Consider the following 24248-nt stretch of genomic DNA (forward strand, 5'->3'; position numbering starts at 1 on the left):
CGAAAGGCCGTCTGAAAACCGTGTTTGCGGTTTTCAGACGGCCTCCTTGTTATAATCCGCCGCCAAGCAACCCAAGAAAGCCCAGCCATGCAATTCTCCCGATTCGGCCAAAAATTCACCCGCCAAAGCGGCATCCTGCAACTGATGGACGACCTCGGCCGCGCCCTGTCTGAAGGCAAACCCGTCAATATGCTCGGCGGCGGCAACCCCGCCCACATTCCCGCCGTGCAGCAGGCCTTTGCCGACACCCTGCGCCAAATCGCCGACAACGGCGCCGCCATCGAAAGCCTCGCCAACTACTCCACCCCCCAAGGCGACGCCCGCCTGATCGCCGCCCTCGCCGCCTACTTCCGCCGCCAATACGGCTGGGACGTTACCGAACAAAACATCGCGCTCACCAACGGCTCGCAAAACGCCTTCTTCTATCTATTCAACCTGTTCGGTGGCAAATTCGACGACGGCAGCGACAAATCCATCCTGCTGCCCTTCGCCCCCGAATACATCGGCTACGCCGACGCCCACATCGACGCCCCCCGCTTCATCTCCGTCCCGCCGCAAATCGAACGCACCCGATACCAAGGGCAAGACGGCTTCTTCAAATACCGCGTCGACTTCCCCGCCCTCGAAAACCTGCCCGAGCTGCAAAACGGCCAAATCGGCGCCATCTGCTGCTCCCGCCCCACCAACCCCAGCGGCAACGTCCTCACCGACGACGAAATGGCACGCCTCGACGCCCTTGCCCGCGCCCACCACATCCCACTCATCATCGACAACGCCTACGGCCTGCCCTTTCCCGACATCATCCACGTCCCCGCCCGCCTTACCTGGCACGACAACATCATCCTCTGTTTCAGCCTGTCCAAAACCGGCCTACCCGGCGTGCGCACCGGCATCGTCGTCGCCGCCCCCGAAGTTATCCGCGCAATCGGCAGCCTGAACGCCATCACCAACCTCGCCCCCACCCGCTTCGGTGCCGCCATCGCCGCCCCCCTAATCGAAAGCGGCAAACTGCAACAGCTCTCCGCCGACGAAATCCAACCCTTCTACCAAAAACAGGCCGATCTCGCCGTCTCCATTCTCAAAAAACACTTTTCAGGCAACCTGAAAGAGCGCCTGCTTATCCACCAACCCGAAGGCGCCATCTTCCTCTGGCTCAACTTCCCAGGCCTGCCCGTCCCCGCGCAAACCCTCTACCAGCGCCTCAAAGCACGTGGCACCCTTATCATCCCCGGCGAGCCCTTCTTCATCGGCTTCGATACCGCAAACTACCCCCACGCCCGCGAATGCATCCGCATCAGCATCGCCCAAAACGAAGCAACGCTGGAACAAGGCATCGCCGCCATCGCCGAAGAAGTGAAACGCGCGTTTGCCGAAGCCTAAACCGCTCAGAGGCCGTCTGAAAACCCGTCAAACCGGTTTTCAGACGGCATCCCACCCAACCGAAAGGACAGCACCATGAACTTCCAAAACCTGCTCAACCAAGTACTCGACGGCGTACAAAAAACCGCCGGCGACAAAAACCTGCTCGGCAAAATCGGCGGCGGCACGGCCGCAGTCGGCCTCGCCTCCATGCTGCTGGGCAAAAAAACCCGCAAAAACCTGCTGAAAACCGGCTCGTCCGCCGCCCTCGGCGCACTGGCCTACCACGCCTACCAAAGCTGGCAGCAAAGCCGCAACACCGAAACCCCGCCCGCGCAAAACGCCTTCGCGCCGCAGGGCACGCAAAGCGAAGACAGCGGCCGCCTCATCCTCAAAACCATGATTGCCGCCGCCGCGGCCGACGGCAGCATAGACGAAACCGAACGCAGCCTGATCGAACAGGAAAGCGGCAGCAGCGAAGAGAGCCAATGGCTGCTGGCCGAAACCCGCAACCCCGCCGCCGCCGCCGAACTGGCTGCCCTGGCAGGCGGCGACACCGCCGCCGCAGCCGAAGCCTACCTTGCCGCCCGCATGGTGTGCGGCGAACTCTCGCGCAAAGAAATCGTCTTCCTCTCGCAACTGGCCGACGCCTTCCGCCTCGACCCGCAACTGGTCGAACAGCTCGAAAGACAGGCCGGGTTTTAAACCAATCGAAACAAAAGGCCGTCTGAAAACGTCTGCCCATTTCGGGATGCGACGTTTTCAGACGGCCTTCCCCGCCGCCAAGCAGATGCGGCAACGCATTCAGACGGCCTGCGCCGCCGCGTCCGCCCAAACACAGCAGCGGAAAAATTCAGGCCGTCTGAAACAAGGGCGCGGCACGCGCGCAGCTTTCAGACGGCCTGACGGATTACGGCTTCGCATAAGCCGTTTTCAGGCGGCCTTTGTGCACCCGTCCACCCATTCGCGCCGCGGATACTCCCAATCGTCGCTTTTCAGCACGAAGCCTTGGATTTCGTCGGGATAACGGCGGACGGTTTCGGCGAGGACGGCGCGGTAGAACCGCAGGGAGAAGGCGGTTGCCGCCGATCCCTCGGGCATAAAGCCGACGACCTGCCACAGACGGCCGTCTGAAACAACCTGCCAGTCCCTGTATTGCAGGGTAACGCTGCCGCGCCCGTATCGCAGGCATCTTTATCATCATCTTCGCTTTCGCCGCCATTCCCCATCTGCCTAGGGTGTGTTGACAATCAGCTTGCGAAGCGGTTTTTTGAGGAAAAATTCGCGCCTGCAAGGAAAAAAGCGCAGCAAGATTGGACATCTTGCGAGCATTTTTGACGCGGCAGGCGTGGATTTTTACCAAAAATACCGCCGCAAGGCTGATTGTCAACACGCCCTAGGCCGTCTGAAACCCGTTTTCAGGTTTTCAGACGGCCTCTGCCGCTGATGTAGGGTGTGCAGCGCAGCGACGCACGCGGTCTCGACTGACCGGCAAGCCATACGGATTCGTTGCACGGCATAGAATGCGTGCGCCGCCTCGGGCGACACGCCCCACGAAATCCCCGCCGACGTCATTCCCGCGCAGGCGGGAATCTTCTCCAAAATTCGAAAATTACTGAAGAAACAACTATCTGACAAGATTACCAAGATTCCTGCCTGTGCGTGGATGAGGTTTCTGAAAAGGCGGTTTTCTGCTTTTCAGACGGCCTCAATCCGCAATCCGCCGTTTCAAACCGACGGCGCGGCTTCTTTCACCGCCTGCAAAACGCAGGCGATGTCTTCGGGCAGCACGGCCAGGGTTTGGCGCACGGTTGCGGCGGGGATGTCGCGGTAGTATGCCTCGGCGATGCTGCCGGTAATGGCGGCGATGGTGTCGGAATCGCCGCCCAGCGACACGGCAAGGCGCACGGCGTGTTCGAAGTTTTCGCTCTCGAAAAACGCCGCCAGCGCGTCGGGCACGGTTTTCATGCAGCTTTCGTCGAAGGTGTTGGCCGCTCGGATGGCGTCGCAGCCCGCATCCGAAGCATAGCCGAAACGCTCGCGGATTTCGTGACGGATAAAGGCTTTGTCCCGCCCGCAGCGCGCCCAGAAAATCGCGGCGGCCACGGCCTGTGCGCCTTTGATGCCTTCGGGGTGGTTGTGGGTGACGGCGGCGGATTCGGCGGCATAGTGCAGCACCTCGTCCAGACTGCCGAACGCCCAGCCCACGGCGGACACGCGCATGGCCGAGCCGTTGCCCCAGCTGTTATAAGGCTGCGGCTCGGCCATGCCGATCCAGCGGCCGAACATGCCGCCGTAGCTGCCTTTTGGGTGCGGATAGCGACGGCACCAGTCTTGCAGAATCTGCGCCAAATTGCCGCCGAAGCCCTGCGCCACCCAGTCGGCCACGGCGGCGGTGCAGATGGTGTCGTCGGTGAAACTGCAATCGGGATGAATCAGTTCGAAATCGGTGCTGCGGCAGTTGTCAAACTCAAACCGCGAGCCGGCAATATCGCCGATGACTGCTCCTAACATAATGTTTCTCCTAGAAAATGATATAGTGAGTCAAAATAAAAAAGATACAAGGCAGCAAGCCGCAGACAGTACAAATAGTACGGCGAGGCGCAGCAACGCCGTAGATTTTTGTGTTGGCTCACTATAAAACGCGCTTTCAGACGGCCTTTGTCTCTACCAAAAAGCGCAGGGCGGCTTCGTAGCCGTACACGCCCAGCCCGGCAATCACGCCCAGCGCGATGTCGGACAGATAGGAGTGGTGGCGGAAGGCTTCGCGTTTGTACACATTGGAAATATGCACTTCGACAAAAGGCAGCGCAGTGCCGGCCAGTGCGTCGCGCAGGGCGACGCTGGTGTGGGTGTAGGCGCCGGCATTGACAATGGCGGCGGCCGCACCCTCTTCGCGCGCGCGGTGGATGCGGCCGACCAGCTCGCCTTCGCTGTTGCTCTGATAACAGGCAACGGCCACGCCGAGCTGTGCGCCGAGTGCGGCAATGTGTTTTTCGATATCGGCAAGTGTCGTGCTGCCGTATATCTGCGGCTCGCGCGTGCCGAGCAGGTTGAGGTTGGGGCCGTTGAGCAGGAGGACGGATTTCATGGCGGGTTTCCTTTGTGGCGGACGGTTTCAGACGGCCTTTTACAATCGAGGCCGTCTGAAAAGGGGAACAGGAACTTTTCAGACGGCCGCACACCGCTTGGGCGCGGATGCCGTCTGAAAAGCACTACGGAGCGGATGATACGGGCAAACGCACAAGCTGTCGCGCCGGGTTTGCAGACGGCGGGCACGCGGTTGCACCAACATTGGGAAAAACGTGAGTGCCTGCGGCACACGCCTTACGCGTTGGCCGACAGGTGGGAATACGGTTGCTGTACGGTGTTGTGAAAACGCCGTTTCAGTGCGGTTCGGGCTGGATGTTTTTATCAGGCATTCCACTCTGGCCTCAGTTTGAAAAAGGCCGTCTGAAACCCGGAATCGGGTTTCAGACGGCCTTTGAAGTCCAAACCTGTTTAGAACGACATTTTCAGGCTGCCGTAGAAGGCGCGGCCGGGTTCGTTGTAGGTTTGCGCGCTGGCGTTGTTGGCGCTGCGGTAGAGCTGTTTGTTGAACAGGTTGTTGATGCCGACGCGGGCATTGAGGTTTTTATTGAAACGGTAGCCTGCGTTGATGCCGACCAGGCCGTAGGGGCTGACGGTGTGGCTGGTCAGGTTTTCATAGCTGTCCTTGTTGTTTTCTTTGACGCCGCGCGATTCCTGTTTGCCGTAGTAGGTAACGTTGAGGGCGGCGTCGAATTTTTCGTTCGGCTGCCAGTTCAGGCTGCTGTTGACGGTGTATTTCGGAATCACCGACAGGGGGTTGCCTGTGTCTTTGTTCACCGATTTGCGCATATAGGTGAAGTTGGTCGTCCACTTCAAGGTGCTGTGCAGCGGCAGGGTGAGGTTGCCCTCGAAGCCTTCCACCAGTGCTTTTTTGGCGTTCGCCCAGCGGTAGAGGTAGTTGCCGAGGTTGCTCAGGGCAACGGGTTCGTCGCCGGCAACGATTTTGTTGCGGTAGTCGTTGTGGAAGTAGGCTGCCGATGCCAGATAGCCGTTGCGGGCAAACTCGAAGCCGATTTCCTTGTTCAGGCTGGTTTCGGGTTTCAGGTTTTCGTTGCCGATCAGGTAGCAGCGGATGGTGTTGGGGGTGCCGACTTTACAGCCTTGGCCGCGTGTGTAGAGGATGTAGTTGGGGTTGCTTTGGTACAGGTTGGGCGCTTTGTAGGCGCGGGCGATGCCGCCTTTGATGTTCCAGCCTTCGCCGATGCGCTGTACGAAGTTGAATGCGGGACTCCAGTTGCCGCCCGATTTGCTGTTGTGGTCGAAGCGCAGGGCGGAAATCAGCTTGGTGCTGCCGCCGTTGAGATCGATATGGTCTTCGACATAGAGGGCAAAGTTTTTCTGGCTGTTTCTGCCTGCACGGTTGGTACCCAATCCTGCAAAGACGTCGGTTTTGCCTTGGTCGGTAAAGCCTTGTGTCATTGAGCTTTGGTCGTCCAGTTGGTCGCGGATGTATTCCGTGCCGACGGTAACGACGTGCTCCGCACCCAGTTTGAAGGGGATATTGGCTTCGGCGGCAAAACGGCCGGTTTTCAGGGTGCTTTCGGTGAACTGTTTGGGCGATTGGTAACGGCCTTCGGGGCCGCCCATCAGACCTTCCACCAAATGTTCGTTTTCGGTGCGGTCGAACTGGGCGGTGACTTTGGTGTCGCCCCAGTTCCAGACGCCTTCGTGGACGAGCGCGCTGCTGGTACGTTTGAGGATGGCGGTTTCTTCGCCGTAGAGCGATTTGGTGAAATCGTCGGGGTTGTTGTTTTGGTTGTCGCCCGCGTAGATGTTGCCCTGGCGGCTGTACATGGTGTCCCAGGTCAGGGTTTGCTCGGGCGTGATGCGCCAGGCGAGACGGCTCGCGATGTCGCGGTTGCGCACGCCGTCGCGGCCTGCGCCGAGTGTTTCGGTGCGTACCAGGCGTCCGCCGCGGTTGACGTAGCTGACGACGGTCGGGTTGATGTCTGCCGCGTCGGCATCGGTTTTGTTGAGGCTGCCGTAGAGGCGGAAGCCGAGTTTGTCTTGGACAACGGGGCCGCTGACGTTAAAGCCGATGCGGTTGGTTTTGCCTTCTTTGCTGTCCTGCGGGCGGTTGGTAAACAGGTTGAGCGAGCCGTGCCATTCGTTGCTGACTTTTTTGGTAACGATGTTTACCACGCCGCCGGCCGCGCCCGAGCCGTAGCGGGCGGCGGCGGGGCCGCGCAATACGCTGATGGATTCGATTTCTTCGGGCGGCACCCAGTTGCTGTCGCCGCGCGTGTTGCGCTCGCCGCGCCAGCTGTAGCGTTCGGCGTTGCGCGAGGTGACGGGGCGGCCGTCGATCAGAATCAGCGTGTTTTCCGGCCCCATGCCGCGGATGTCGATCTGGCGTTTGTTGCCGCGCTCGCCCGAGGCGGTATTGCCGGTGAGGTTGACACCGGGCATGGTGCGCACGATGTCGGAGATGTCGTTTACCGCAGGGCGGATTTCCAAGTCTTTGGCGGTGATGCGCGACACGCCCAGCGACTGTTGGAGCTGGCGCTGGGCGCTGACATAGACGGTTTCCAGTTCTCCGCCTTCGTCGGCTGCGGTGTCGGCCTGCGCAAAAGCGGCAGCAAGCGCCAGCGGCAGCACGGCCAGGGCGGAACGGGGGAAGGGGTTGCGTTTCATCGGGTCTCCTTGAAATTATGTAAAGCAAAATTTACAAAGCCGGAATATAAAGGACGGTTGCGCCGCTGCCAACCAAAACAGGAACAAATCACATTATTTTTCCCCGCTGTCGGCAGAATGCAACAAGGCCGTCTGAAACGGCATACGCGGGAAAACGCCCGCGCCGCGCCATGGCAAACGGATTATTTGCTATACTCCGCGCTCTGCAAACGACACACTCTATGGAAAACACCGTCATGAACATCCGATCCGCCGCCCTTGCTGCCGCCGCCCTGTTCGCGCTGGCCGCCTGCGACACCAAAGTCAGCAACCCGCAATCCGCCGACGCCGCGCCCGCTGCCGCTTCCGAAGCTGCGGCCGAGGCGCCCGCACCCGCCGTTTCGGCACAAACGCTTACCAGCCGCGACGGCGCGGTCAGCATTTCCGTTACCGGCAATTTCCAAGACCAAAGCGGCAACGCCGGGCTGCTGCCCGAAGGCACCAGCGCCGAAGAAGTGACGCTGCTGCAACGCGACGAAGACGCCGACATCACGCTCTCCGTTATCGATTTGGGCAAACCCGCCAAACCCGCCAAAGAATACTATGCCGGCCTGAAAAGCGCCTTGCAGGCGGCAGAACTGGCCGACCTGAAAGCGGGCGCGGCCACCGAAAACCGCATGGACTATTCCTTCACGCAGGCTGACGGCAGCAGCGAAAACTGCATCGCTATCTACCATCCCGAAAATCTCTACACCGTCTGCGCCAACAGCGCCACCGCGGGCAACGCCCGTCTGGCCGAAGCGCTCAAAGACGTGAAGCTGCTGAAAAAGGCCATGTAAGGCCGTCTGAAACGCCAAAAGGCCGTCTGAAAAGTTTTCAGACGGCCTTTTTGTCTTTGCGTACGGATGCGGGTTCTTACAAAAAGCCGATAATCAGCGACGTCATGGACAGCGATTTGCCGACGATTTCGTCGTTGAAAAATTCCAGCGGCTCTTTTTCGCCGCGCAGGGCGAGGGCGTAGAGCAAGGGATAGAAGCAGCGGCGGTCGTGCAGCGCCTGACGGATGGCGACGGGGTAGTTTTCCTCGTCGAGCAGGCGGTCGTAACGGCGGCCGTTTGCCCATTTGTTAATCAGCTCGCGCGCCAGATCCGCCCACGGATAGGCGTTGCCCGGGCGGTCGGGATGCTGCCAGTCCTGCAACTGCGGATTGGAAACGGTGTGGCCGGTGGCAACGACAAGCACGCCTTCTTTGCGCAGCGGCGCGAGTTTGCCGGCCAAATCGAAATGCCCCTGCGCGTTCAGGCGGCGGTCGAGGCTGAGCTGGACGACGGGGACGGAAGCGTCGGGAATCAGGCGTTTGAGCACCGTCCATGCGCCGTGGTCGATGCCGCGCTGCGCGTCGGCCTCCGCTCCCAGCAGGGCGCAGACGCGCTCCGCCAACTCGGGACTGCCTGCGGCGGGGTAACGGATTTCGTGCAGCTCGGGCGGGAAACCCGAAAAATCGTGCAGGGTGGGCGGCTCGGCGGCGGCGGTGACGCGGCTGCCTTCCGTCACCCATTGCGAAGAAACGCACAGCACGGCGCGGATTTCGCCGTCGAACTCGTCGAGCAGCTCGTCGCCGTAGTTTTGCCACTCTTCCGTGTAGGCGTTGTCGCGCACGGCATTGAGCGGGCTGCCGTGGGCAACGAAGAGTACGGGCAGTTTCATAACATTCTCCTGTGCGAAGGGGCGCAGATGATAGGCCGCGGCGGCGGTTTGGGCAAGCGCGCGCTTTCAGACGGCCTGCCGCAGCCTGTATAGTGAGTCAAAATAAAAAAGATACAAGGCAGCAAGCCGCAGACAGTACAGGTAGTACGGGGCAGGTTTGCTTGGCATTTTTAATGCCTTAGCAAACCGCCCTCTTCGAGCTAAGGCGCAGCAACGCCGTAGATTTTTTATTTTGGCTCACTATACAATGTCGCGTTTTCCGACTGACGGCACACACGAAAGACCCCATGAAAGCGATGATACTGGCCGCCGGGCGCGGCGAAAGAATGCGCCCGCTTACCGACACCACGCCCAAGCCCCTGTTGCAGGTCGGGCGCGAGCCCCTTATCGGCTGGCACCTGCGCCGCCTCAAAGCCGCGGGCATCGAAGAAATCGTGATTAACCATGCCTGGCTCGGCCGCCAAATCGAAGAGCGTTTGGGCAGCGGCGCGGAATACGGCGTCTCCATCGCCTACTCGCCCGAAGGCGGTCAGGGTTTGGAAACCGCGGGCGGCATCGCCACCGCCCTGCCGCTGCTGGGGAACGAACCGTTTTTGGTCGTCAACGGCGACGTGTTCACCGACATCGACTTCGCCGCCGCCGTGCACCAGGCCGAAACCCTGCTTTCAGACGGCCTCGCCCACCTCTGGCTCACCGCCAACCCGCCGCACCATCCCGAAGGCGATTTCGTCCTGCGACAAGACGGGCGCGTGCACAGCGAAGGCGAAGGCGTGCGTCTGACCTTCAGCGGCTGCGGCCTCTACCGCCCCGAACTCTTCGCCGCCACGCCGCCGCACCAGGCGGCCAAACTCGCGCCGCTGCTGCGCCTTGCCATGACGCAAAACCGCGTCGGCGGCACGCACCATACGGGATTGTGGCTCGACGTCGGCACACAGGAGCGGCTGGAAGAAGCGCGGCGTCTGGCGGCAGATTGCCAAATATAAGCCGCCGTCGGTGCGGATTAAACGGACAGAGGCCGTCTGAAAACCCCCGAACGGGGTTTCAGACGGCCTCCTGCCTTTTACGCCCCGTCCGTAAAGGGTTTCGTTTCGCGGACACTCCATCCGCCGATACGGTTTCGCTGCTTCGTCCCAATTAACAGGACAAATGTCCTGCCGCATATTTTTGCAACGCGGGCAACGGCCAATCTTTTACCGCCTACGCCGCCGTCGGCGCACGAAAAACCGACAGAGGCCGCCTGAAAGCCCCCGAACGGGATTTCAGACGGCCTCCTGCCTTTTGCGCCCCGTCCGCAGGCGTTTTCGCGGCGCGGGTATTCCCGCCGCCAATACACCCGCCCGATGCGGAACGGCATGGGTCGACAAACGCCGCCGCCCGTTCCCCGCCCCGTTTTCAGACGGCCTGCTCTCTGCGGCCGCCCGCCTTTCTGCTACACTCCGCGCTCTTTCACGGAGGGCGCGCGATGCGTTTTGTTTTTTCGCTGCCGGTTTGGGCGGTGCTGGCAGACATGATTTACACCTTTATATTGAACGTGATGCAGAGCGTGGCGCTGGGGCAGCGCAAAACCGCACCCGCCGACGGCCTGCCCGTGTCGCCCGAAATCGCTTTCAACGGCTTGCAGGTGCTGGCCAACGGCGGCATGGTGCTGGTGGTCGGCTTCGGCCTGTTGGTGCTGCTGCGGCTCAACCGTACCGTACCGCGCGGCGAGGCCGTGCCCGTCGGCGTGTTTTCCACGCTGGGGCTGCTGGCCGTGCTGGCGTTTTCGCTGACTTCGGTGTGGCAGTGGGGTTGGGCGCTGTTGCGGCTGGCGGGCGGCGAACCTGCGGTGTCGGCAGCCAACCCGCGCTACCTCGCCGTGGCCGCCTGCCTGCCCTTTGTCGCGCTGCTGTGCCTGTGGCGGCTGGCGGGCTGGTACCGCATCACCAAACGGCACGCGGCCGCCGACAGATTGGAGGATATCGGTCAGGACGGTGTTTGACCCGCCGCGCCGCCAAGCATGAGGCCGTCTGAAAGCGAAGCTTCAACGAAGCGAAAAGGCTTTTTTCAGACGGCCTTTATGCTTTCAGACGGCCTCAATGCTTTGTGCGGCGGCAAGTCTAACGCGCTTCCTGCCTGCGTATCAGCCACACCGCCCAAACGGCGAAGATCAGGGTGGGCAGCACGGCGGCGATAAAGGGCGGGATGCCGTAGAGCTGGCTGGTGAAGCCGAACAGGCGGCCGGCGAAGTGGAAGGCGAGGCCGAGGCAGATGCCGCCGAAGAGTTTGAGCCCCATATTGCCGTGGCGCGTCGATTGCGGGGTGAAGGCGAGTGCGACAAGCGCCATGACGACGGTGGCGACGGGGTACATGAGTTTGCGCCACCATTCGATGCGGTAGAGGTCGGTTTTCTGGCGGTTGTCTTCGAGGTGGGCGATGTAGGCGGTCAGCGCGGTGACGGACATTTGGTTGGGGCTGACGAGGAGGACGTCGAGCAGGCCGCTGCGGATGTCGGCCTGCCAGTTTTCGCTGTCGTGCCGCTCGGTGCGCACGCGCTCTTTTTCGAGGATGCTGCGACGGACGTTCTGCAGATGCCATGTGCCGTCGGCGGCAACTGTGGCGGCGTCGGCCTGCCAGCTTTCGGCCAGTTGGAAGGCGTCGTTGAGGCGGAAGGCTTTGATGCCGCGCAGGCTTTGGTCGGGCAGCATTTCGCGCACGTTGACGATGGTGCTTTTTTCTTTAATCCACAGGCCTTCGGCGCCGGTGCTGATGCGGCCGTTTTTGGCGGTGGTTTTCAGGTTTTCGGCGTAGCGGTTGGCGGCAGGCGCGGCCCATTCGCCGAGAACGGCGGTGCCGCAGGCGAAAATCAGGCCGAAGGCAAGGAGGATGGAGATGAGTCCGGCGGTGCTCATGCCGCTGGTTTTGATCACGGTGAGCTCGCTGTTGGCGGCGAGGCGGCTGAGGGCGATGAGGCCGCCGATTAAGACGGCCAGCGGCATCATCTGATAGGCGTGGTCGGGAATTTGCAGCAGGACGTACTGCATCATTTTGACGCCGTTGTAGCTGCCTTCGCCGATGTCGCCCACTTCGCCGACGATGTCGAAAAAGCTGTAGAGGGTAAGCAGGGCAAACATGGCATAAAGGCTGGCGCCGGCAAGCTGCCTGACGAGATAGCGGGCGATGAGTTTCATGGTTTGCTGCCTTTCAGGGCGGCTTTGAGCGCTTGGCCGAAGGGCTGCGCAGGCATGGAGCGGATGCGCAGCAACAGGAGGGCGGCGGCCAGCATGGCAAGATGCGGCGGCAGGAGTCCCGCCCAAAAGCCGATTTTGCCGTTTTCGATGGCGTTGCGCAGGAAGGTGAGGCCGTTTTGGTAAATCAGGAAAAAGCCGATGGCAAACAGGATGTTGTAGGTATGGCCGGTGCGTGGGTTGTAATAGGAGAGCGGCACGGCAAGCACGGCGAGGATGAGCGCGGCCAGCGGCAGGCTGACGCGCCACATCAGTTCGGCGCGGTATTGCGGGTTGTCGCTGCCGATAAGGCGGGCGGTGGGAATGGTGCGGCGGTGGTCGATGGGGTTGATGATTTTCGGCGTGGTGCTGATGACGAGGCTGAGGCGCTCGAAGCCGACGCGGTTGTAATCGGCTTCGCCGGGGATGCCGCTGTAACGGTAACCCTGCGTCAGTTCGAGCGTGCGTTTGTGGTCGTTGAGGGCGAAGCGGCCTTCTTTGGCGAAGACGACGTTTTCCCGTCCTTTACTATCCTGCTCGCGCAGAAAGAGGTTTTTCATCACGCCCGATTCGGTGTTGAAGGTTTCGACGAAATACACGCGGCCGTTGCGTTTGCCCAGCGTGCGGAACTCGCCCTCTTCCACCAGCGACAGTTCCTGCTTCTGCTTCAAAAGTTCGGCAAACTCGCGGCTGCGCAGTTCCGCCCACGGCAAAACGGAAAGCTGCATCACGGCAATCAGCACGGCAAAGGGCAGGGCGAAGGCAAGCACGGGACGCAGCCACTGTTTCAGCGACAGGCCGCAGGAGAGCCACACCGACATTTCGCTGTCGCGCCAAAAGCGCGTGAGCACGGCGAGGGTGGAAATATAGGCGGTGAGCACCAGCAGAAGCGGCGTCATGCCCAGCGTCCAGAAGCCGATCAGCGCGGCAACGGCGTCCACCGCCACGCGCCCGTCGGCGGCGCGGCCGAGCAGGTTCACGGCCTGCGTGGACACCAGCACCGCCAGCACCACGGCAAAAATGCCGACGGCGGCGAAGGTGAGTTCTTTAATGAAGTTTTGGCGGTAAATCATAAACGCATTATCGGCAAAGGCCGTCTGAAAAGGCGCGGCGGCGGTTTCAGACGGCCTGTATGATGGAGTACAATCCTGCGGATTCTCACAGCAACCGACAGGAAATTAGGAAAATGGAATTTATCACAAAAGCCGAATCTTTGCAGCCGCAGGCCGCAGGCGCAGTGCTCTATATCGTGCCCGCAGGCATCACCGTCCGCACCGACGAAACCGCCGCCCTGCTGCTTGCTTCGCTGGAAAACGGCGACACCTTCGCCACCGCGCAAACCGTGTCCGAAGGCAAACTGCGCGCCGTTGCCGTCTGCCGCCCTGCCGCCTTCGCCCGTGCCGAACTTGAAAAAGCCGCCGCCGAAGCCGCTGCCTGGGCACAGAAGCAGGAAAGCGTTGCCGTCGACTTGTCCGCACTGGATGCCGCCGAAGCCGCGTCGGCCGCCGAAACGTTCGCCCTCGCCATCGGCGCGGCGGTTTACCGTTTCGACCGCTTCAAAAAAGAAGCCAAACCCGCCAAGCTGCAAAGCGCCGCTTTTTACGCGCCCGAACACGCCGCCGCCGTTCAGACGGCCTTAGCCGCCGCCGAAGCCGCCCTCTACGGCATCAACCTGTGCAAAGACCTCGGCAATACCGCCCCCAATGTCTGCACCCCGCAATACCTCGCCGAAACTGCCAAAACCGAAGCCGAAAAATTCGGCGCCTCGGCCAAAATCCTCGATAAAGAATACATCCGCGAACACATGGGCGCGTTTTGGTCTGTCGCCAAAGGCAGCGTGCAAAACCCCTATCTGATCGAGATGCGCTGGATGGGCGCCTCCGACCCCGCCGCCGCGCCCGTCGTCCTCGTCGGCAAAGGCATCACCTTCGATTCAGGCGGCATCTCCCTCAAACCCGGCGAAGCAATGGACGAAATGAAATACGACATGTGCGGCGCGGCAAGCGTGATCGGCACATTCATTGCCGCCGCCAAAGCCAGGCTTCCCGTCAACCTGATTGCCGTCGTCCCCACCTGCGAAAATATGCCCGATGCCGGCGCGAGCAAACCCGGCGACATCGTCACCGCCATGAACGGCACCACCATCGAAATCCTCAACACCGACGCCGAAGGCCGCCTCATCCTCTGCGACGCCCTCACCTACGCCGCACAATTCGAGCCTGCCGCCGTGATCGACGTCGCCACCCTCACCGGCGCCTGCATCATCGCCCTCGGCCACACCGCCAGCGGCCTGCTGGCCAACAACCAGGAGTTGGCCGACCAACTCCTCGCCGCCGCCCGCGCCGCCAACGACAAAGCCTGGCAGCTCCCCCTGTTCCCCGAATACAAAGAACAGCTCAAATCCAACTTTGCCGACCTGCAAAACATTGGCGGCCGACCCGCCGGCACGATTACCGCCGCCGCCTTCCTGTCGCACTTCACCGAAACCTACCCGTGGGCACACCTCGACATCGCCGGCACCGCCTGGAAATCCGGCAAAGAAAAAGGCGCCACCGGCCGCCCCGTCCCCCTCCTGCTGGAATTCCTGCGCAACAGAGCGTAAACCCCTTCCGCAACACAAAAGGCCGTCTGAAAACCGCAAAGGTTTCAGACGGCCTTTTAATATTGGGTAGGGCGTACCGCACGGGGCAACGCCCCACTTGTAACCCAAAGGCCGTCTGAAAAACAAAATCTTTACAAAAAATCAAAAGCAGTTACAATGCCGATCTATACCGCTTGTCAAATAATCAAACCGTTTATATAAAGCAAAAAAAAAAAAAACAATTTCAAAACAATCGACTAATAAAAACATCAAAAACCCGTTTTTGCCACGACAAATCCTGTCGCAGCACCCGCGCATACTGTCGCCCATCCAAACACAGCGAACCGAAAACATGGCTTCACCCAGCAAAAACCAGCTCAAAATCGCCGAAAGACTGGCCGACATCCTCACCCGCCTCAACAACGGCGAAATCCTCGTTCCGCAGCAACTGGCCGCCAAATACGAAATCTCATTGCGCACCATCCAGCGCGACATCGGCCGCCTCTCCCACCTGCTCGACAAAAACAGCAAAGGCTACTTCATCGACAAAAACCGCCACGGCCACCTCGGCGCGGGCGAAATCGAACGCATCTGCCGCTTCGCCAGCATTCAAGACCTCTTCCCCGAACCCGACCGCAAATTCTTCCGCGAAGCCCTGCGCCAAAGCGTCACCGTCAAAGGCTTCCAATACGAAGACATCAAAGAGCGCCAAAACGAATTCGACCTCATCACCCAAGCCGTCGAACAGCGCAACATCCTCTCCTTCGCCTACGTCAAAACCGACGGCAGCATCAAAAACTACCGCCTCGAACCCTACCGCCTCGTCAACAAAAACGGCATCTGGTACCTCGCCGGCCTCGATTGCGGCAAACAGAAAACCTTCTGTTTCAGCCAAATCCGCAACCCGCAAAAAGAGCGCGACACCTTCCTGTTCGACGAAGACCTCTCCCGCCGCATCGAAGAGAGCGACAGCCTCTACCACGGCAACCACATCGGCGAAATCGTAGTCCGCATCGCCGCACGCGCCGCCCCCTACTTCACCCGCCGCGCCCTGCTGCCCAACCAGGAAACCGTGCGCAGCCTCGAAGACGGCAGCCTGCTTCTGGCCTGCAAAAACGTCAGCCCGATGGAAGTCGTGCCCATCGTCCAATACTGGATACCCCACGTCTCCATCGTCAGCCCCGCTGGTTTGCAGGAACAGATGGAACGCAAACTGCGCGCCTATCTCGACGGAAAGGATGAAAAATGGGAAAGATGATCGGCGAACTTCTTGAAATACTCCTACGGCTGATAGGCAACGCCATCTCCCATTCCGGCGGCTGGCTGCCCTATCTGCCCACATGGGCGGCGATATTGCTGGTTTTGGCCGCTTTCGCGCTCGGCCTGTTTTTTATGACCCGCAACAGGAAATAAACAAAAGGCCGTCTGAAAACCCTTTCAGACGGCCTCAGGAAAAGAAAACCATATATTGCAGCCGTAAAAGACCCCTACCGCTTTGCAACCCAAAGCTGCCCGCAACACCATACCGCCAAAACAAGCAAAAGGACAAGCCATGACCGAAACCCGAAAAATCGCCCTCGCCGACCTGAACGGACAACTGCCGCAACTGATCGAAAGCCGCAGCAGCTTCCAAATCTGGGACGTCGATTTGGACGCCCTGACCGACACCGTTCTCGCCGTCGAGGCCGAAATCGAAAAACAGCGGCTCACCTGCCGCATCTACACCCGTGGACGCCTGGCCGCCGCCGCAGTCGGCATTTTCCACGCAGGCGCAGGCATCGCCACAGCCGTCGGCATCGCCGCCCACAATATCGCCACCTACAACCCCGATTACGAAGTCTGCAAAGACTTGGCGAATAACCGGCTGATTGTGGAATTTAAGAAATAACCGTTTTTCGCGGCATCCGCCGCATTTCCGCCGCAAGGCTTTTATCTGAAACCAGTGTAGGAGAGTAAAACCATGTTTAATATTTTTGATGTTTTGGAAAACAGTGAAATTCAAGGTTTAAGCAAATCGCAACTTAGAGAATTAACCAACAGACTGCGAAGCACCAAAGTCAATGTTCTGCTGGTTGGCGGAACAGGTGTCGGCAAAAGCTCTACCATTAACGGGCTGTTCAAAGATAATCGTGCACCTGTCGGACAAGGCGCAGAACCCGAAACTGCCGAACTTAAAGCCTACAAATGGGACAACCTGATTATTTGGGACACTCCGGGATTTGGCGACTCTGCTGCTAATGACCGGCGTTATAAGGAGCAAATCGAGAAAAAACTGCATGAAAAGGATGAAAACGGCCAGCCGTTAATCGATATGGTGCTGCTGATATTGGACGGCGCCAGCCGCGACTTTAGCTCTGCCTACACCATTATCAAAGACGTTATCAGCCCGAATTTAGCCGAAGCAGATAAAAACCGCCTATTGGTTGCCATCAATAAAGCCGATATGGCCAACAGCGGGCGCGGATGGGACAGCGAAAACAACCGTCCCACTAAAAAATTGGAAACCATATTACAGGAAAAACTCGAATCCACCCGCAAACGGATTCAGGAAGATACCGGTTTGAATGCCGACATGATTTACTATGTGGCTGGTTTTAAAGACGGAGACGAAACACAACAGCCGTACAATATGGAAAAACTACTGAGCCATATCCTGACCCATCTGCCATTGAAAAAAAGGGCAATCGTCATGCAGGATGTAAATCAGGACGAGTCTGTTTTTCAAGATAATGACAAAGACTATCAAGATGAAATAAAAGAAAAAATTGAAGAATCTCTTTGGGAAAACATCAAATTGTTTGCAACGGATATGGGGCTTAAAATTATTGACTCCACCAAAGAGGTAGCAGAAAAAACTGTTGATTTTGCAAAAGATACAGTTGTTGCCGTACTTTCATCAAAAGAAGCTCGTGAAGCCGCTTTTAACTGGGCTATATCGCTGTTTAAAGAAAAAGCAAACAAAAATAACGAATAAAGGATCGAAACATGGCATATCGTGAAGACAAAGATCTAGAATTTCTTGCGGAAATGGAAAGCCGTGATTTGAATGATTTGGTGTACTGCCTAATCTACGATACCGATGGCAAAGAACGGATTACCGAAGAATTAAGCAAATCTGAATCCTACAAAAAATACGTTCCCGATCATCAGAAATACTGGCAGGAGATTGCTGCTGAAATCCAAACGTTTGGCGCAAACTCCTTTGCCACAATGGCACGCGGCGGAAAAGGCGTGCTTTATCGGGAAGTTTTGTCTGATGTGGCTGAAAAAATGAAAGTCAAATTTGACAAAAACGTATCAACTGCTGATTTGGAAAGTGCACTTTTAGAGAAAATCCTTGAGACTGGCGCCAGCAAACTCGATAGCAAAGATTTACAGAAATTAGCGAACAAAATCGGTATTTCTTCTGCCACTTCCCTGAGCAAAGAAGCATTGCTAGCGGCATTTATCACTGCTTTTCGTTCGGGCGGCATTCAATCTTACCAATTGGCATCAATCATTATTGATAGCGCATTGACTGCTATTCTTGGCAGAGGCTTGGCCGTTGCAGGCAGCTCTTTATTGGCTCGAACAGTATCTTTTCTTACCGGTCCAATTGGTTGGGCAATTATAGGGGCATGGACAGCGATTGATTTCGCAGGGCCGGCCTACCGTGTAACCATTCCTGCCGTATTAAATATTGCCTGGCTGCGTCGACAGGACGAATTAGAGAAAAAACATCTACTTACCGAATACCAACGTGAATTGGAGAGGTACAAACGCGAAGAAAGCGATTTAACCTCCCAGTAATCCGCAAATACCGGCCGTCTGAAAGCAAAGCTTCAACGAAGTTAAAACCTTTCAGACGGCCTCAACCTTATAAGGAGCTTCCCATGACGGCAAATCTTGACAGCACCAACTCCTACTACCGCCAACACCGCGACACCTACCCCGAATCCTTCCGCCTGCGCATCCACCGCGCGCTAAGCTGGCTCAAAGCCGCCGCAGAGGCGCAAAGGCCGTCTGAAAACAGCGAAGGTTTGGATTTCCGCTTTATCGCCCTGTGGATTGCCTTTAACGCCGCCTACGCCAATGAAATCGACAGGCATTCGATGCCCACGGAGCGCAGCGATTTCAGGCAGTTTCTGCAAACCGTGTGCAGCCTGGACAAGGAGCGGCTGCTCTATAAGCTGGTTTGGCAGACCTATTCGGGCAGCATCCGCACCTTGCTGGACAACCGCTACACCTTCCTGCCCTTTTGGGATTTCCACAACGGCAAAATCAGCGAGGCCGCATGGCAGGAGGATTTTGCCCGCGCCAAAAAGAAAGCGCATGCCGCATTGGCCGCGCAGGATACCGATACCGTGCTGGCCGTGTTGTTCGACCGTCTTTACACCCTGCGCAACCAGATGGTGCACGGTGGCGCGACCTTCGGCAGCAGTGCCAACCGCCGCCAGCTTAAAGACGCCTGCCATATCCTCGCCGACCTGATTCCCGCCGTGCTGCACATCATGCAGCAGCACCCGCAGCGCGATTGGGGCAGGCCGTTTTATCCTTATGTCAAAGACAACGGTTAGGCGGAAGCAGGTTTAAAAAGGCCGTCTGAAAACCCGATTAAAAGGTTTTCAGACGACCTCTATCTGCAAAACTCATCCGGCAAACGGCGCAATATCGACCGTTTCGCCGCAGGCGGCGGACAGCACTTCGGAGAGCACGGCGAAAAACTCCTGCCCGTCGCGCGTGGCGAGCCATCGGCCGTTCTGCTCGGCGAAATGGTAGCCGCCGCTTTTGGCCGCAATCCACAATTCCTGATTGGGCGTGTGGCGGTTAACGATCACCTGCGTGCCGTCGTCCGCCTCTATCGTCAGCACATTGCCCGCGCGCTGGCAGTCGAAGTCCAAGCCGCTGCCGTCGATTTCGTCTTCGATATAGGCAAACAGCGCGTCCGAATGCTGCAAAAATTCACTTTCCGTCATCATTTGCTTTGTCAGATTGGGTTAAAATGGCGCGCATCTTGCCACAGGAAACGCAAAAAAACCATGAAAACCCCCGTTGCGGCCGCTTTGGCCGCCCTTCTGCTGCTGGCCGCCTGCGGCTTCAAAGGCGACCTCTATCTGCCCAAAGAAAACGACAAAGCGGGCTTCGGCGCGGTACAAACCGGTCTGAAAAAACCCGTCCGCCCCGCCAAAACACCCGCACAATCCACGGAAACCCGACCATGACCCTGCGCTGCGAAAACCTCAGCTACACCGAGCTGGCCGAACGCTACGGCACGCCGCTTTACGTTTACAGCCAAGCCGCCCTCGACCAAGCCTACGCCGCCTACCAAACCGCCTTTGCCGCCCTCAACCCCCTCATCTGCTACGCCGTCAAAGCCAACGGTAACCTGGCCGTTATCCGCCGCTTCGCCGAGCTGGGCAGCGGCTTCGACATCGTTTCCGGCGGCGAACTCGCCCGCGTCCTGGCCGCAGGCGGCAGCGCGGCGAAAACCATTTTCTCCGGCGTCGGCAAAAGCGAGGCCGAAATCGAGTTTGCCCTCAAAGCGGGCATCAAGTGTTTCAACGTCGAGAGCCTGCCCGAGCTCGAACGCATCAACGACGTTGCAGGCCGTCTGAACCTGCGCGCGCCCGTTTCCCTGCGCATCAATCCCGATGTGGACGCGCAAACCCATCCCTATATCTCCACCGGCCTGAAAGAAAACAAATTCGGCATCGCCATGCGCGACGCCGAAGCCGCCTACCGCCGCGCCGCCGAACTGCCGCACCTGCGCGTCGTCGGCATCGACTGCCACATCGGTTCGCAGCTCATCAAACTCGACCCGCTCGTCGAAGCCTGCGAACGCATCCTTAGTCTCGCCGACCGCCTCGCCGCGCAGGGCATCGCCTTGCAGCACATCGACTTGGGCGGCGGCGTCGGCATCGTCTACCGCGACGAAGACACACCCGATCTCGCCGCCTACGCCGCCGCCGTGCGCGAACTTATCGGCAGCCGCACACTCGGCCTGATACTCGAACCCGGCCGCAGCCTCGTCGGCAACGCGGGCGTTCTGCTCACCCGCGTCGAATACGTCAAACACAACGAAAACAAAAACTTCGTTATCACCGACGCCGCCATGAACGATTTGATGCGCCCCGCCCTCTATCAGGCCTACCACCACATCGAACCTGCCGAAACGCCGTCCGCCGCCCCCTTCGCCGCCGACATCGTCGGCCCGATTTGCGAAACGGGCGACTTCCTCGCCAAAGACCGCAGCATCGCGGCACAGGCGGACGATTTGCTGGTTGTGCACAGCGCGGGGGCTTACGCCTCGAGCATGGCGGGCAACTACAACACCCGCCCCCGCGCCGCCGAAGTGCTGGTTTGCGGCAGCCAAGCCCGCCTTGTGCGCCGCCGCGAAACCATCGAAGAAATGCTGGCCAACGAAAGGGAATGCCTGAACGCGGCGGACTGATTGCTGCGGATGCAAAAAGGCCGTCTGAAAACCGAAAAACGGGTTTCAGACGGCCTTGATGATGCTCCGCCGACGCGCCGCGCGATAAAGGTTTGAGGCCGTCTGAAACAGCGGCGGCAGTCGAACGGCAGCACGGTTTGCGTTTTCAGACGGCCTTTTGCTCAGCCGTTTTGCTGTTACGCCGCCCGCACCCAACCGATTGCTGTGGATACAGAAAGGCCGTCTGAAAACCAAAAAACGGGTTTCAGACGGCCTGATGCCTTTTGCTCAGCCGTTTTGCTGTTGCGCCGTCCACACCAAATCGCACAGGCCGTCTTGCGGGTTGAAGGCGGTGGGGGCGGCGAGCAGGAGGCGGCGGATTTCGGGCTGGTCGCCGCGGTCGCAGGCGGCGGCGATTTGGTCGAGCAAAACGGAGAGCTGCGGCCAGGGCAGCATGGTTTCGCTGGCGGTGAGGATGCGCGGGTGGCCGGTGGGGGCGGCGTTGTCGCCGATCAGCAGCTCTTCGTAGAGTTTTTCGCCCGGGCGCAGGCCGGTAATGCGGATTTCGATGTCGCCCTGCGGGTGGGTATCGTCTTTCACTTCGAGGCCGGAGAGGCGGATCATTTGGCGGGCGAGGTCGATGATTTTGACGGATTCTCCCATGTCGAGCACGAACACGTCGCCGCCTTTGCCCATCGCGCCGGCCTGGATAACGAGCTGGGCGGCTTCGGGGATGGTCATGAAATAGCGGGTGATGTCGGGATGGGTGAGGGTGACGGGGCCGCCTGCGGCGATTTGTTTTTCAAAGGCGGGGACGACGGAGCCGGACGAGCCGAGCACGTTGCCGAAGCGCACCATGGAAAAACGGGTGTGGCAGGCGGGTTCGGCGGCGAGCGCCTGTAAGACGAGTTCGGCCATGCGTTTGCTCGCGCCCATGGTGTTGGTGGGGCGCACGGCTTTGTCGGTGGAAATCAGGACGAAGGTGGAGACGCCGCTTTCTTGTGCGGCTCGGGCGCAGGCGAGTGTGCCGAAAAGGTTGTTGCGCACGCCTTCGACGGTATTGAGGGCAACCATGGGGACGTGTTTGTAGGCGGCGGCGTGGTAGATGGTGTCGACATCGAAGGCGGACATGACGCTTTTCAGACGGCCTTCGTCCTGCACCGAGCCTAAAAGCGGCAGGATTTCGCAGCCGCCGCCGTGCTGCTGCCGCCATTCGTCCAGCTCGCGTTCGATGGTGTAGAGGGAAAATTCCGACAGTTCGAACAGCACCAGCCGCGAGGGCGCGAGGGCGATAATCTGGCGGCACAGCTCCGAGCCGATAGAGCCGCCCGCGCCCGTTACCATCACGCTCTTGCCCGCGATGTCGCGCGCCATCAGGTCGGGGAGCGGAGCGACGGGTTCGCGTCCCAAAAGGTCGGCGGCGGAGATTTTTTTCAATACGCCGGTGTGGATGCGTCCGTCAACCAGGTCTTTCATGCCGGGAATGGCGAGCACTTCGCAGGGATAGGCTTCGAGGCGGCGCAGGATGTCACGCCGCTGTTGTGCGCCCGCGCTGGGGATGGCGAGGAGGATTTTGCGGATGCCGTATTGTCTGATCAGCCGTTCGATTTCTGCGGGGGCGAACACGGGCAGGTCGCTGACGGTGGTGTTTTGCAGGCGCGGATTGTCGTCGACAAAGGCGGCGGGGCGGTATTCGTGTACCTGCCGCACCGCTTCGGCCAGCTGCCGCCCCGACTGTCCCGCGCCGTAGATAATCACCGCCGCCGCGCCGTGGCGCTCGCTGCGTTCGGTGAGCACCAGCCGCAGCAGCAGGCGCGAACCGGCAATCAGCACCACCATCAGGAAGAAAAACACCACGGGCAGGGCAAGGCGCAACTGGCGCTCGAACAGCAGCACGCTGAAAAAAAACGCCAGCATGGAGGCGAAGCTGCCGAACAGGGCGACGGCGAGAATGCGCAGGCTGATGTAGCGCGTTACCGCGCGGTAAAGCCCCAGCCGCACGAAGAGCAGCACGGTGAAGGTGGTGGTGGCGGCCAGCGCATACCAGTTGGCGGGGTCGGCCCATTCGTTGTCGTAATCGGCTTTCAGGCTTTGGGTAAACCAGAAGGCGCAGAAAACCAGCAGGATGTCGTGGACGACAAACAGCAGTTTTTTCACATTGCGCGGCAGCGCCAGCAGGGTTTCGAGCATCATTCGGGAAAGGTGTCGGAAAGAAATGACGGACAGGCCGTCTGAAAACAGGGTTGCGGCAAAGCGGGCAAAACGTGTTTCAGACGGCCTGCATTATAGCGCGGCGCCGCTTGCATCTGCGGCGTGGGAGGCCGTCTGAAAACGTGGCGGAACGGGATGCGGGCAGGCGCATTTGTGTCTTTCGGCTGCCCCGTTTTCGCCATGCGGCGTTCGGTTGGTTTTGAAGTCGGCCTCCAAGCTTCAGACGGCCTCCAAGTTATCGGTGAAAGACAGCGCATGCTGCCGATACCCGAAGCGCCGCGGGCGGCGGCAAGACACAAAAAACCCGCCCAAAGGACGGGTTCGCTGCATACTGTCTGCCGTTTACGCTTCTTCCGCGCCGGTGTAGGGGCGCACGCTCACGGTTTTTCGGTTCAAACGGCCTTTGACGGCGAATTCCACATAGCCGTCCACTTTGGCAAACAGAGTGTGGTCTTTGCCCATGCCGACGTTGTCGCCTGCGTGGAATTTGGTGCCGCGCTGGCGCACGATGATGGAACCTGCGGGAATCAGCTCGTTGCCGTAGGCTTTCACGCCCAAGCGTTTGGCTTCGGAATCGCGGCCGTTGCGGGTACTGCCGCCTGCTTTTTTACTTGCCATGTTGGATACTCCTGACTTGGATTAGAAATTAGGCGATGGCCACGATTTCGATTTGGGTGAAATTCTGGCGGTGGCCCTGGCGTTTCTGGTAGTGTTTGCGGCGGCGCATTTTGAAAATGCGGATTTTCTCGCCGCGGCCGTGTGCCACTACTTTGGCCGTTACTTTCGCGCCTTCGATAAAGGGCGCGCCTACTTTTACAGATTCGCCGTCAGCAATCATCAAAACTTCGGTCAGTTCGATTTGGCTGTCGAGTTCGGCAGGTATCTGTTCTACTTTCAATTTTTCGCCAACGGCAACTTTGTATTGTTTGCCGCCGGTTTTTACGACCGCGTACATACTCAACTCCATAAATGGGATTTCGGTTAAACAAAAATTCCGCGCACCATGCGCGAAACGGCGCATTCTAGGGACAAGTGTCTGTTTTGTCAAACCGTATGCCGCATATATGGCCGCCTG

27 protein-coding genes are annotated in these 24248 nt (G+C 59.2%); 14 read left to right on the forward strand and 13 right to left on the reverse strand.

Features of this window, described 5'->3' with window-relative positions:
- Nucleotides 1-87: 87 nt before the first annotated feature.
- Complete coding sequence (locus ACG2K1_RS11105) at nt 88-1380, forward strand: valine--pyruvate transaminase (protein WP_395429330.1); 1293 nt, start codon at nt 88-90, stop codon at nt 1378-1380.
- Between the two features lie 75 nt (nt 1381-1455).
- Entirely contained in the window at nt 1456-2064 is a 609-nt protein-coding gene (locus ACG2K1_RS11110; protein WP_395429329.1) for a tellurite resistance TerB family protein, read from the forward strand.
- A 228-nt stretch (nt 2065-2292) separates the two neighbouring features.
- Here the strand turns inward: ACG2K1_RS11110 and ACG2K1_RS11115 are convergent, their stop codons facing one another.
- The 5 genes from ACG2K1_RS11115 to ACG2K1_RS11135 form a co-directional block, all read right to left on the reverse strand.
- Entirely contained in the window at nt 2293-2460 is a 168-nt protein-coding gene (locus ACG2K1_RS11115) for a hypothetical protein (protein ID WP_157058147.1), read from the reverse strand.
- Nucleotides 2461-3087: 627 nt separating this feature from the next.
- A complete protein-coding gene (locus ACG2K1_RS11120; RefSeq protein ID WP_395429328.1) occupies nt 3088-3873 on the reverse strand; it encodes an ADP-ribosylglycohydrolase family protein in 786 nt (261 codons plus the stop codon).
- Between the two features lie 136 nt (nt 3874-4009).
- On the reverse strand, nt 4010-4450 hold the full coding sequence (aroQ, locus tag ACG2K1_RS11125; RefSeq protein WP_009427001.1) for a type II 3-dehydroquinate dehydratase: 441 nt from the start codon (nt 4448-4450) through the stop codon (nt 4010-4012).
- Nucleotides 4447-4638 carry a hypothetical protein gene (locus ACG2K1_RS11130; RefSeq protein ID WP_009427000.1) on the reverse strand — a complete coding sequence of 64 codons (192 nt, stop codon included), beginning with the start codon at nt 4636-4638 and terminating at the stop codon, nt 4447-4449. Before ACG2K1_RS11130 ends, aroQ begins: the two co-directional genes overlap by 4 nt.
- A gap of 222 nt (nt 4639-4860) precedes the next feature.
- Complete coding sequence (locus tag ACG2K1_RS11135; protein ID WP_395429327.1) at nt 4861-7083, reverse strand: FepA family TonB-dependent siderophore receptor; 2223 nt, start codon at nt 7081-7083, stop codon at nt 4861-4863.
- A gap of 221 nt (nt 7084-7304) precedes the next feature.
- On the opposite strand from ACG2K1_RS11135, the gene ACG2K1_RS11140 reads away from it, so the two are divergent.
- Complete coding sequence (locus ACG2K1_RS11140) at nt 7305-7901, forward strand: hypothetical protein (protein ID WP_395429326.1); 597 nt, start codon at nt 7305-7307, stop codon at nt 7899-7901.
- 76 nt (nt 7902-7977) lie between these two features.
- Here ACG2K1_RS11140 and ACG2K1_RS11145 read toward each other — a convergent pair whose 3' ends face one another.
- On the reverse strand, nt 7978-8769 hold the full coding sequence (locus ACG2K1_RS11145) for a dioxygenase (RefSeq protein ID WP_009426997.1): 792 nt from the start codon (nt 8767-8769) through the stop codon (nt 7978-7980).
- A gap of 287 nt (nt 8770-9056) precedes the next feature.
- Here ACG2K1_RS11145 and murU point away from each other — a divergent pair, with 287 nt between their 5' ends.
- Together murU and ACG2K1_RS11155 are read left to right on the forward strand one after the other, a co-directional pair.
- Nucleotides 9057-9752 carry an N-acetylmuramate alpha-1-phosphate uridylyltransferase MurU gene (gene murU / locus ACG2K1_RS11150; RefSeq protein ID WP_395429325.1) on the forward strand — a complete coding sequence of 232 codons (696 nt, stop codon included), beginning with the start codon at nt 9057-9059 and terminating at the stop codon, nt 9750-9752.
- A 479-nt stretch (nt 9753-10231) separates the two neighbouring features.
- The gene (locus tag ACG2K1_RS11155; RefSeq protein WP_395429324.1) at nt 10232-10747 is read left to right on the forward strand and encodes a hypothetical protein; all 516 of its coding nucleotides are present in this window, start codon (nt 10232-10234) and stop codon (nt 10745-10747) included.
- 118 nt (nt 10748-10865) lie between these two features.
- Here the strand turns inward: ACG2K1_RS11155 and lptG are convergent, their stop codons facing one another.
- Entirely contained in the window at nt 10866-11936 is a 1071-nt protein-coding gene (gene lptG / locus ACG2K1_RS11160; protein WP_009426992.1) for an LPS export ABC transporter permease LptG, read from the reverse strand.
- Entirely contained in the window at nt 11933-13045 is a 1113-nt protein-coding gene (gene lptF, locus ACG2K1_RS11165; protein ID WP_395429323.1) for an LPS export ABC transporter permease LptF, read from the reverse strand. The genes lptG and lptF overlap by 4 nt, the downstream gene beginning before the upstream one ends.
- A 113-nt stretch (nt 13046-13158) precedes the next feature.
- Between lptF and ACG2K1_RS11170 the strand changes: the two genes are divergently transcribed.
- The 7 genes from ACG2K1_RS11170 (at nt 13159) to ACG2K1_RS11200 (ending at nt 19109) form a co-directional block, all read left to right on the forward strand.
- The gene (locus tag ACG2K1_RS11170; RefSeq protein WP_395429322.1) at nt 13159-14574 is read left to right on the forward strand and encodes a leucyl aminopeptidase; all 1416 of its coding nucleotides are present in this window, start codon (nt 13159-13161) and stop codon (nt 14572-14574) included.
- Nucleotides 14575-14836: 262 nt separating this feature from the next.
- Nucleotides 14837-15811 carry a helix-turn-helix transcriptional regulator gene (locus ACG2K1_RS11175; RefSeq protein WP_395429321.1) on the forward strand — a complete coding sequence of 325 codons (975 nt, stop codon included), beginning with the start codon at nt 14837-14839 and terminating at the stop codon, nt 15809-15811.
- The gene (locus ACG2K1_RS11180; protein ID WP_157058146.1) at nt 15799-15966 is read left to right on the forward strand and encodes a hypothetical protein; all 168 of its coding nucleotides are present in this window, start codon (nt 15799-15801) and stop codon (nt 15964-15966) included. Before ACG2K1_RS11175 ends, ACG2K1_RS11180 begins: the two co-directional genes overlap by 13 nt.
- Before the next feature lie 139 nt (nt 15967-16105).
- Nucleotides 16106-16441 carry a hypothetical protein gene (locus ACG2K1_RS11185; RefSeq protein WP_009426987.1) on the forward strand — a complete coding sequence of 112 codons (336 nt, stop codon included), beginning with the start codon at nt 16106-16108 and terminating at the stop codon, nt 16439-16441.
- A gap of 72 nt (nt 16442-16513) precedes the next feature.
- A complete protein-coding gene (locus ACG2K1_RS11190; protein ID WP_009426986.1) occupies nt 16514-17527 on the forward strand; it encodes a GTPase family protein in 1014 nt (337 codons plus the stop codon).
- 11 nt (nt 17528-17538) lie between these two features.
- A complete protein-coding gene (locus ACG2K1_RS11195) occupies nt 17539-18342 on the forward strand; it encodes a DUF3944 domain-containing protein (protein ID WP_009426985.1) in 804 nt (267 codons plus the stop codon).
- An 83-nt stretch (nt 18343-18425) separates the two neighbouring features.
- Nucleotides 18426-19109, forward strand: coding sequence for a HEPN domain-containing protein (locus tag ACG2K1_RS11200; RefSeq protein WP_036496546.1), 684 nt, complete (start codon nt 18426-18428; stop codon nt 19107-19109).
- A gap of 72 nt (nt 19110-19181) precedes the next feature.
- Here ACG2K1_RS11200 and cyaY read toward each other — a convergent pair whose 3' ends face one another.
- Nucleotides 19182-19511: an iron donor protein CyaY gene (gene cyaY / locus ACG2K1_RS11205; RefSeq protein WP_395429319.1), complete on the reverse strand. Its 330-nt coding sequence runs from the start codon at nt 19509-19511 to the stop codon at nt 19182-19184.
- 60 nt (nt 19512-19571) lie between these two features.
- Between cyaY and ACG2K1_RS11210 the strand changes: the two genes are divergently transcribed.
- Nucleotides 19572-19754, forward strand: a complete 183-nt coding sequence (locus ACG2K1_RS11210) for a lipoprotein (protein WP_009426982.1) — start codon at nt 19572-19574, stop codon at nt 19752-19754.
- A complete protein-coding gene (lysA, locus tag ACG2K1_RS11215; protein WP_009426981.1) occupies nt 19751-20983 on the forward strand; it encodes a diaminopimelate decarboxylase in 1233 nt (410 codons plus the stop codon). Before ACG2K1_RS11210 ends, lysA begins: the two co-directional genes overlap by 4 nt.
- A 267-nt stretch (nt 20984-21250) precedes the next feature.
- Here lysA and ACG2K1_RS11220 read toward each other — a convergent pair whose 3' ends face one another.
- The 4 genes from ACG2K1_RS11220 to rplU all read right to left on the reverse strand — a co-directional run bounded on the left by ACG2K1_RS11220 (nt 21251) and on the right by rplU (nt 24128).
- Nucleotides 21251-23155, reverse strand: a complete 1905-nt coding sequence (locus ACG2K1_RS11220; protein ID WP_395429318.1) for a polysaccharide biosynthesis protein — start codon at nt 23153-23155, stop codon at nt 21251-21253.
- Nucleotides 23152-23430 (reverse strand): hypothetical protein, encoded by a 279-nt coding sequence (locus ACG2K1_RS11225; RefSeq protein ID WP_402837566.1) that lies wholly within the window; start codon nt 23428-23430, stop codon nt 23152-23154. Before ACG2K1_RS11225 ends, ACG2K1_RS11220 begins: the two co-directional genes overlap by 4 nt.
- Before the next feature lie 85 nt (nt 23431-23515).
- Entirely contained in the window at nt 23516-23791 is a 276-nt protein-coding gene (gene rpmA, locus ACG2K1_RS11230; protein ID WP_009426977.1) for a 50S ribosomal protein L27, read from the reverse strand.
- Nucleotides 23792-23819: 28 nt separating this feature from the next.
- Nucleotides 23820-24128, reverse strand: a complete 309-nt coding sequence (rplU, locus tag ACG2K1_RS11235) for a 50S ribosomal protein L21 (RefSeq protein ID WP_009117569.1) — start codon at nt 24126-24128, stop codon at nt 23820-23822.
- Nucleotides 24129-24248: the final 120 nt, after the last annotated feature.

This window comes from Neisseria sp. 23W00296, assembly GCF_044772855.1.
In the GTDB taxonomy this organism is placed as follows: Bacteria; Pseudomonadota; Gammaproteobacteria; order Burkholderiales; family Neisseriaceae; genus Neisseria.

Excerpts from the sequence above, each read along its gene's own strand:
- rplU (WP_009117569.1), bottom strand. The coding sequence starts at position 24,128 with ATGTACGCGGTCGTAAAAACCGGCGGCAAACAATACAAAGTTGCCGTT.
- ACG2K1_RS11145 (WP_009426997.1), bottom strand. The coding sequence starts at position 8,769 with ATGAAACTGCCCGTACTCTTCGTTGCCCACGGCAGCCCGCTCAATGCC.
- ACG2K1_RS11170 (WP_395429322.1), top strand. The coding sequence starts at position 13,159 with ATGGAATTTATCACAAAAGCCGAATCTTTGCAGCCGCAGGCCGCAGGC.
- ACG2K1_RS11120 (WP_395429328.1), bottom strand. The coding sequence starts at position 3,873 with ATGTTAGGAGCAGTCATCGGCGATATTGCCGGCTCGCGGTTTGAGTTT.
- lptG (WP_009426992.1), bottom strand. The coding sequence starts at position 11,936 with ATGAAACTCATCGCCCGCTATCTCGTCAGGCAGCTTGCCGGCGCCAGC.
- ACG2K1_RS11200 (WP_036496546.1), top strand. The coding sequence starts at position 18,426 with ATGACGGCAAATCTTGACAGCACCAACTCCTACTACCGCCAACACCGC.
- ACG2K1_RS11185 (WP_009426987.1), top strand. The coding sequence starts at position 16,106 with ATGACCGAAACCCGAAAAATCGCCCTCGCCGACCTGAACGGACAACTG.
- ACG2K1_RS11180 (WP_157058146.1), top strand. The coding sequence starts at position 15,799 with ATGGGAAAGATGATCGGCGAACTTCTTGAAATACTCCTACGGCTGATA.
- ACG2K1_RS11110 (WP_395429329.1), top strand. The coding sequence starts at position 1,456 with ATGAACTTCCAAAACCTGCTCAACCAAGTACTCGACGGCGTACAAAAA.
- ACG2K1_RS11195 (WP_009426985.1), top strand. The coding sequence starts at position 17,539 with ATGGCATATCGTGAAGACAAAGATCTAGAATTTCTTGCGGAAATGGAA.
- ACG2K1_RS11105 (WP_395429330.1), top strand. The coding sequence starts at position 88 with ATGCAATTCTCCCGATTCGGCCAAAAATTCACCCGCCAAAGCGGCATC.
- lptF (WP_395429323.1), bottom strand. The coding sequence starts at position 13,045 with ATGATTTACCGCCAAAACTTCATTAAAGAACTCACCTTCGCCGCCGTC.
- rpmA (WP_009426977.1), bottom strand. The coding sequence starts at position 23,791 with ATGGCAAGTAAAAAAGCAGGCGGCAGTACCCGCAACGGCCGCGATTCC.
- ACG2K1_RS11210 (WP_009426982.1), top strand. The coding sequence starts at position 19,572 with ATGAAAACCCCCGTTGCGGCCGCTTTGGCCGCCCTTCTGCTGCTGGCC.
- lysA (WP_009426981.1), top strand. The coding sequence starts at position 19,751 with ATGACCCTGCGCTGCGAAAACCTCAGCTACACCGAGCTGGCCGAACGC.
- ACG2K1_RS11155 (WP_395429324.1), top strand. The coding sequence starts at position 10,232 with ATGCGTTTTGTTTTTTCGCTGCCGGTTTGGGCGGTGCTGGCAGACATG.
- ACG2K1_RS11220 (WP_395429318.1), bottom strand. The coding sequence starts at position 23,155 with ATGATGCTCGAAACCCTGCTGGCGCTGCCGCGCAATGTGAAAAAACTG.
- murU (WP_395429325.1), top strand. The coding sequence starts at position 9,057 with ATGAAAGCGATGATACTGGCCGCCGGGCGCGGCGAAAGAATGCGCCCG.
- ACG2K1_RS11225 (WP_402837566.1), bottom strand. The coding sequence starts at position 23,430 with ATGCGCTGTCTTTCACCGATAACTTGGAGGCCGTCTGAAGCTTGGAGG.
- ACG2K1_RS11115 (WP_157058147.1), bottom strand. The coding sequence starts at position 2,460 with ATGCCCGAGGGATCGGCGGCAACCGCCTTCTCCCTGCGGTTCTACCGC.
- aroQ (WP_009427001.1), bottom strand. The coding sequence starts at position 4,450 with ATGAAATCCGTCCTCCTGCTCAACGGCCCCAACCTCAACCTGCTCGGC.
- cyaY (WP_395429319.1), bottom strand. The coding sequence starts at position 19,511 with ATGATGACGGAAAGTGAATTTTTGCAGCATTCGGACGCGCTGTTTGCC.
- ACG2K1_RS11140 (WP_395429326.1), top strand. The coding sequence starts at position 7,305 with ATGGAAAACACCGTCATGAACATCCGATCCGCCGCCCTTGCTGCCGCC.
- ACG2K1_RS11190 (WP_009426986.1), top strand. The coding sequence starts at position 16,514 with ATGTTTAATATTTTTGATGTTTTGGAAAACAGTGAAATTCAAGGTTTA.
- ACG2K1_RS11135 (WP_395429327.1), bottom strand. The coding sequence starts at position 7,083 with ATGAAACGCAACCCCTTCCCCCGTTCCGCCCTGGCCGTGCTGCCGCTG.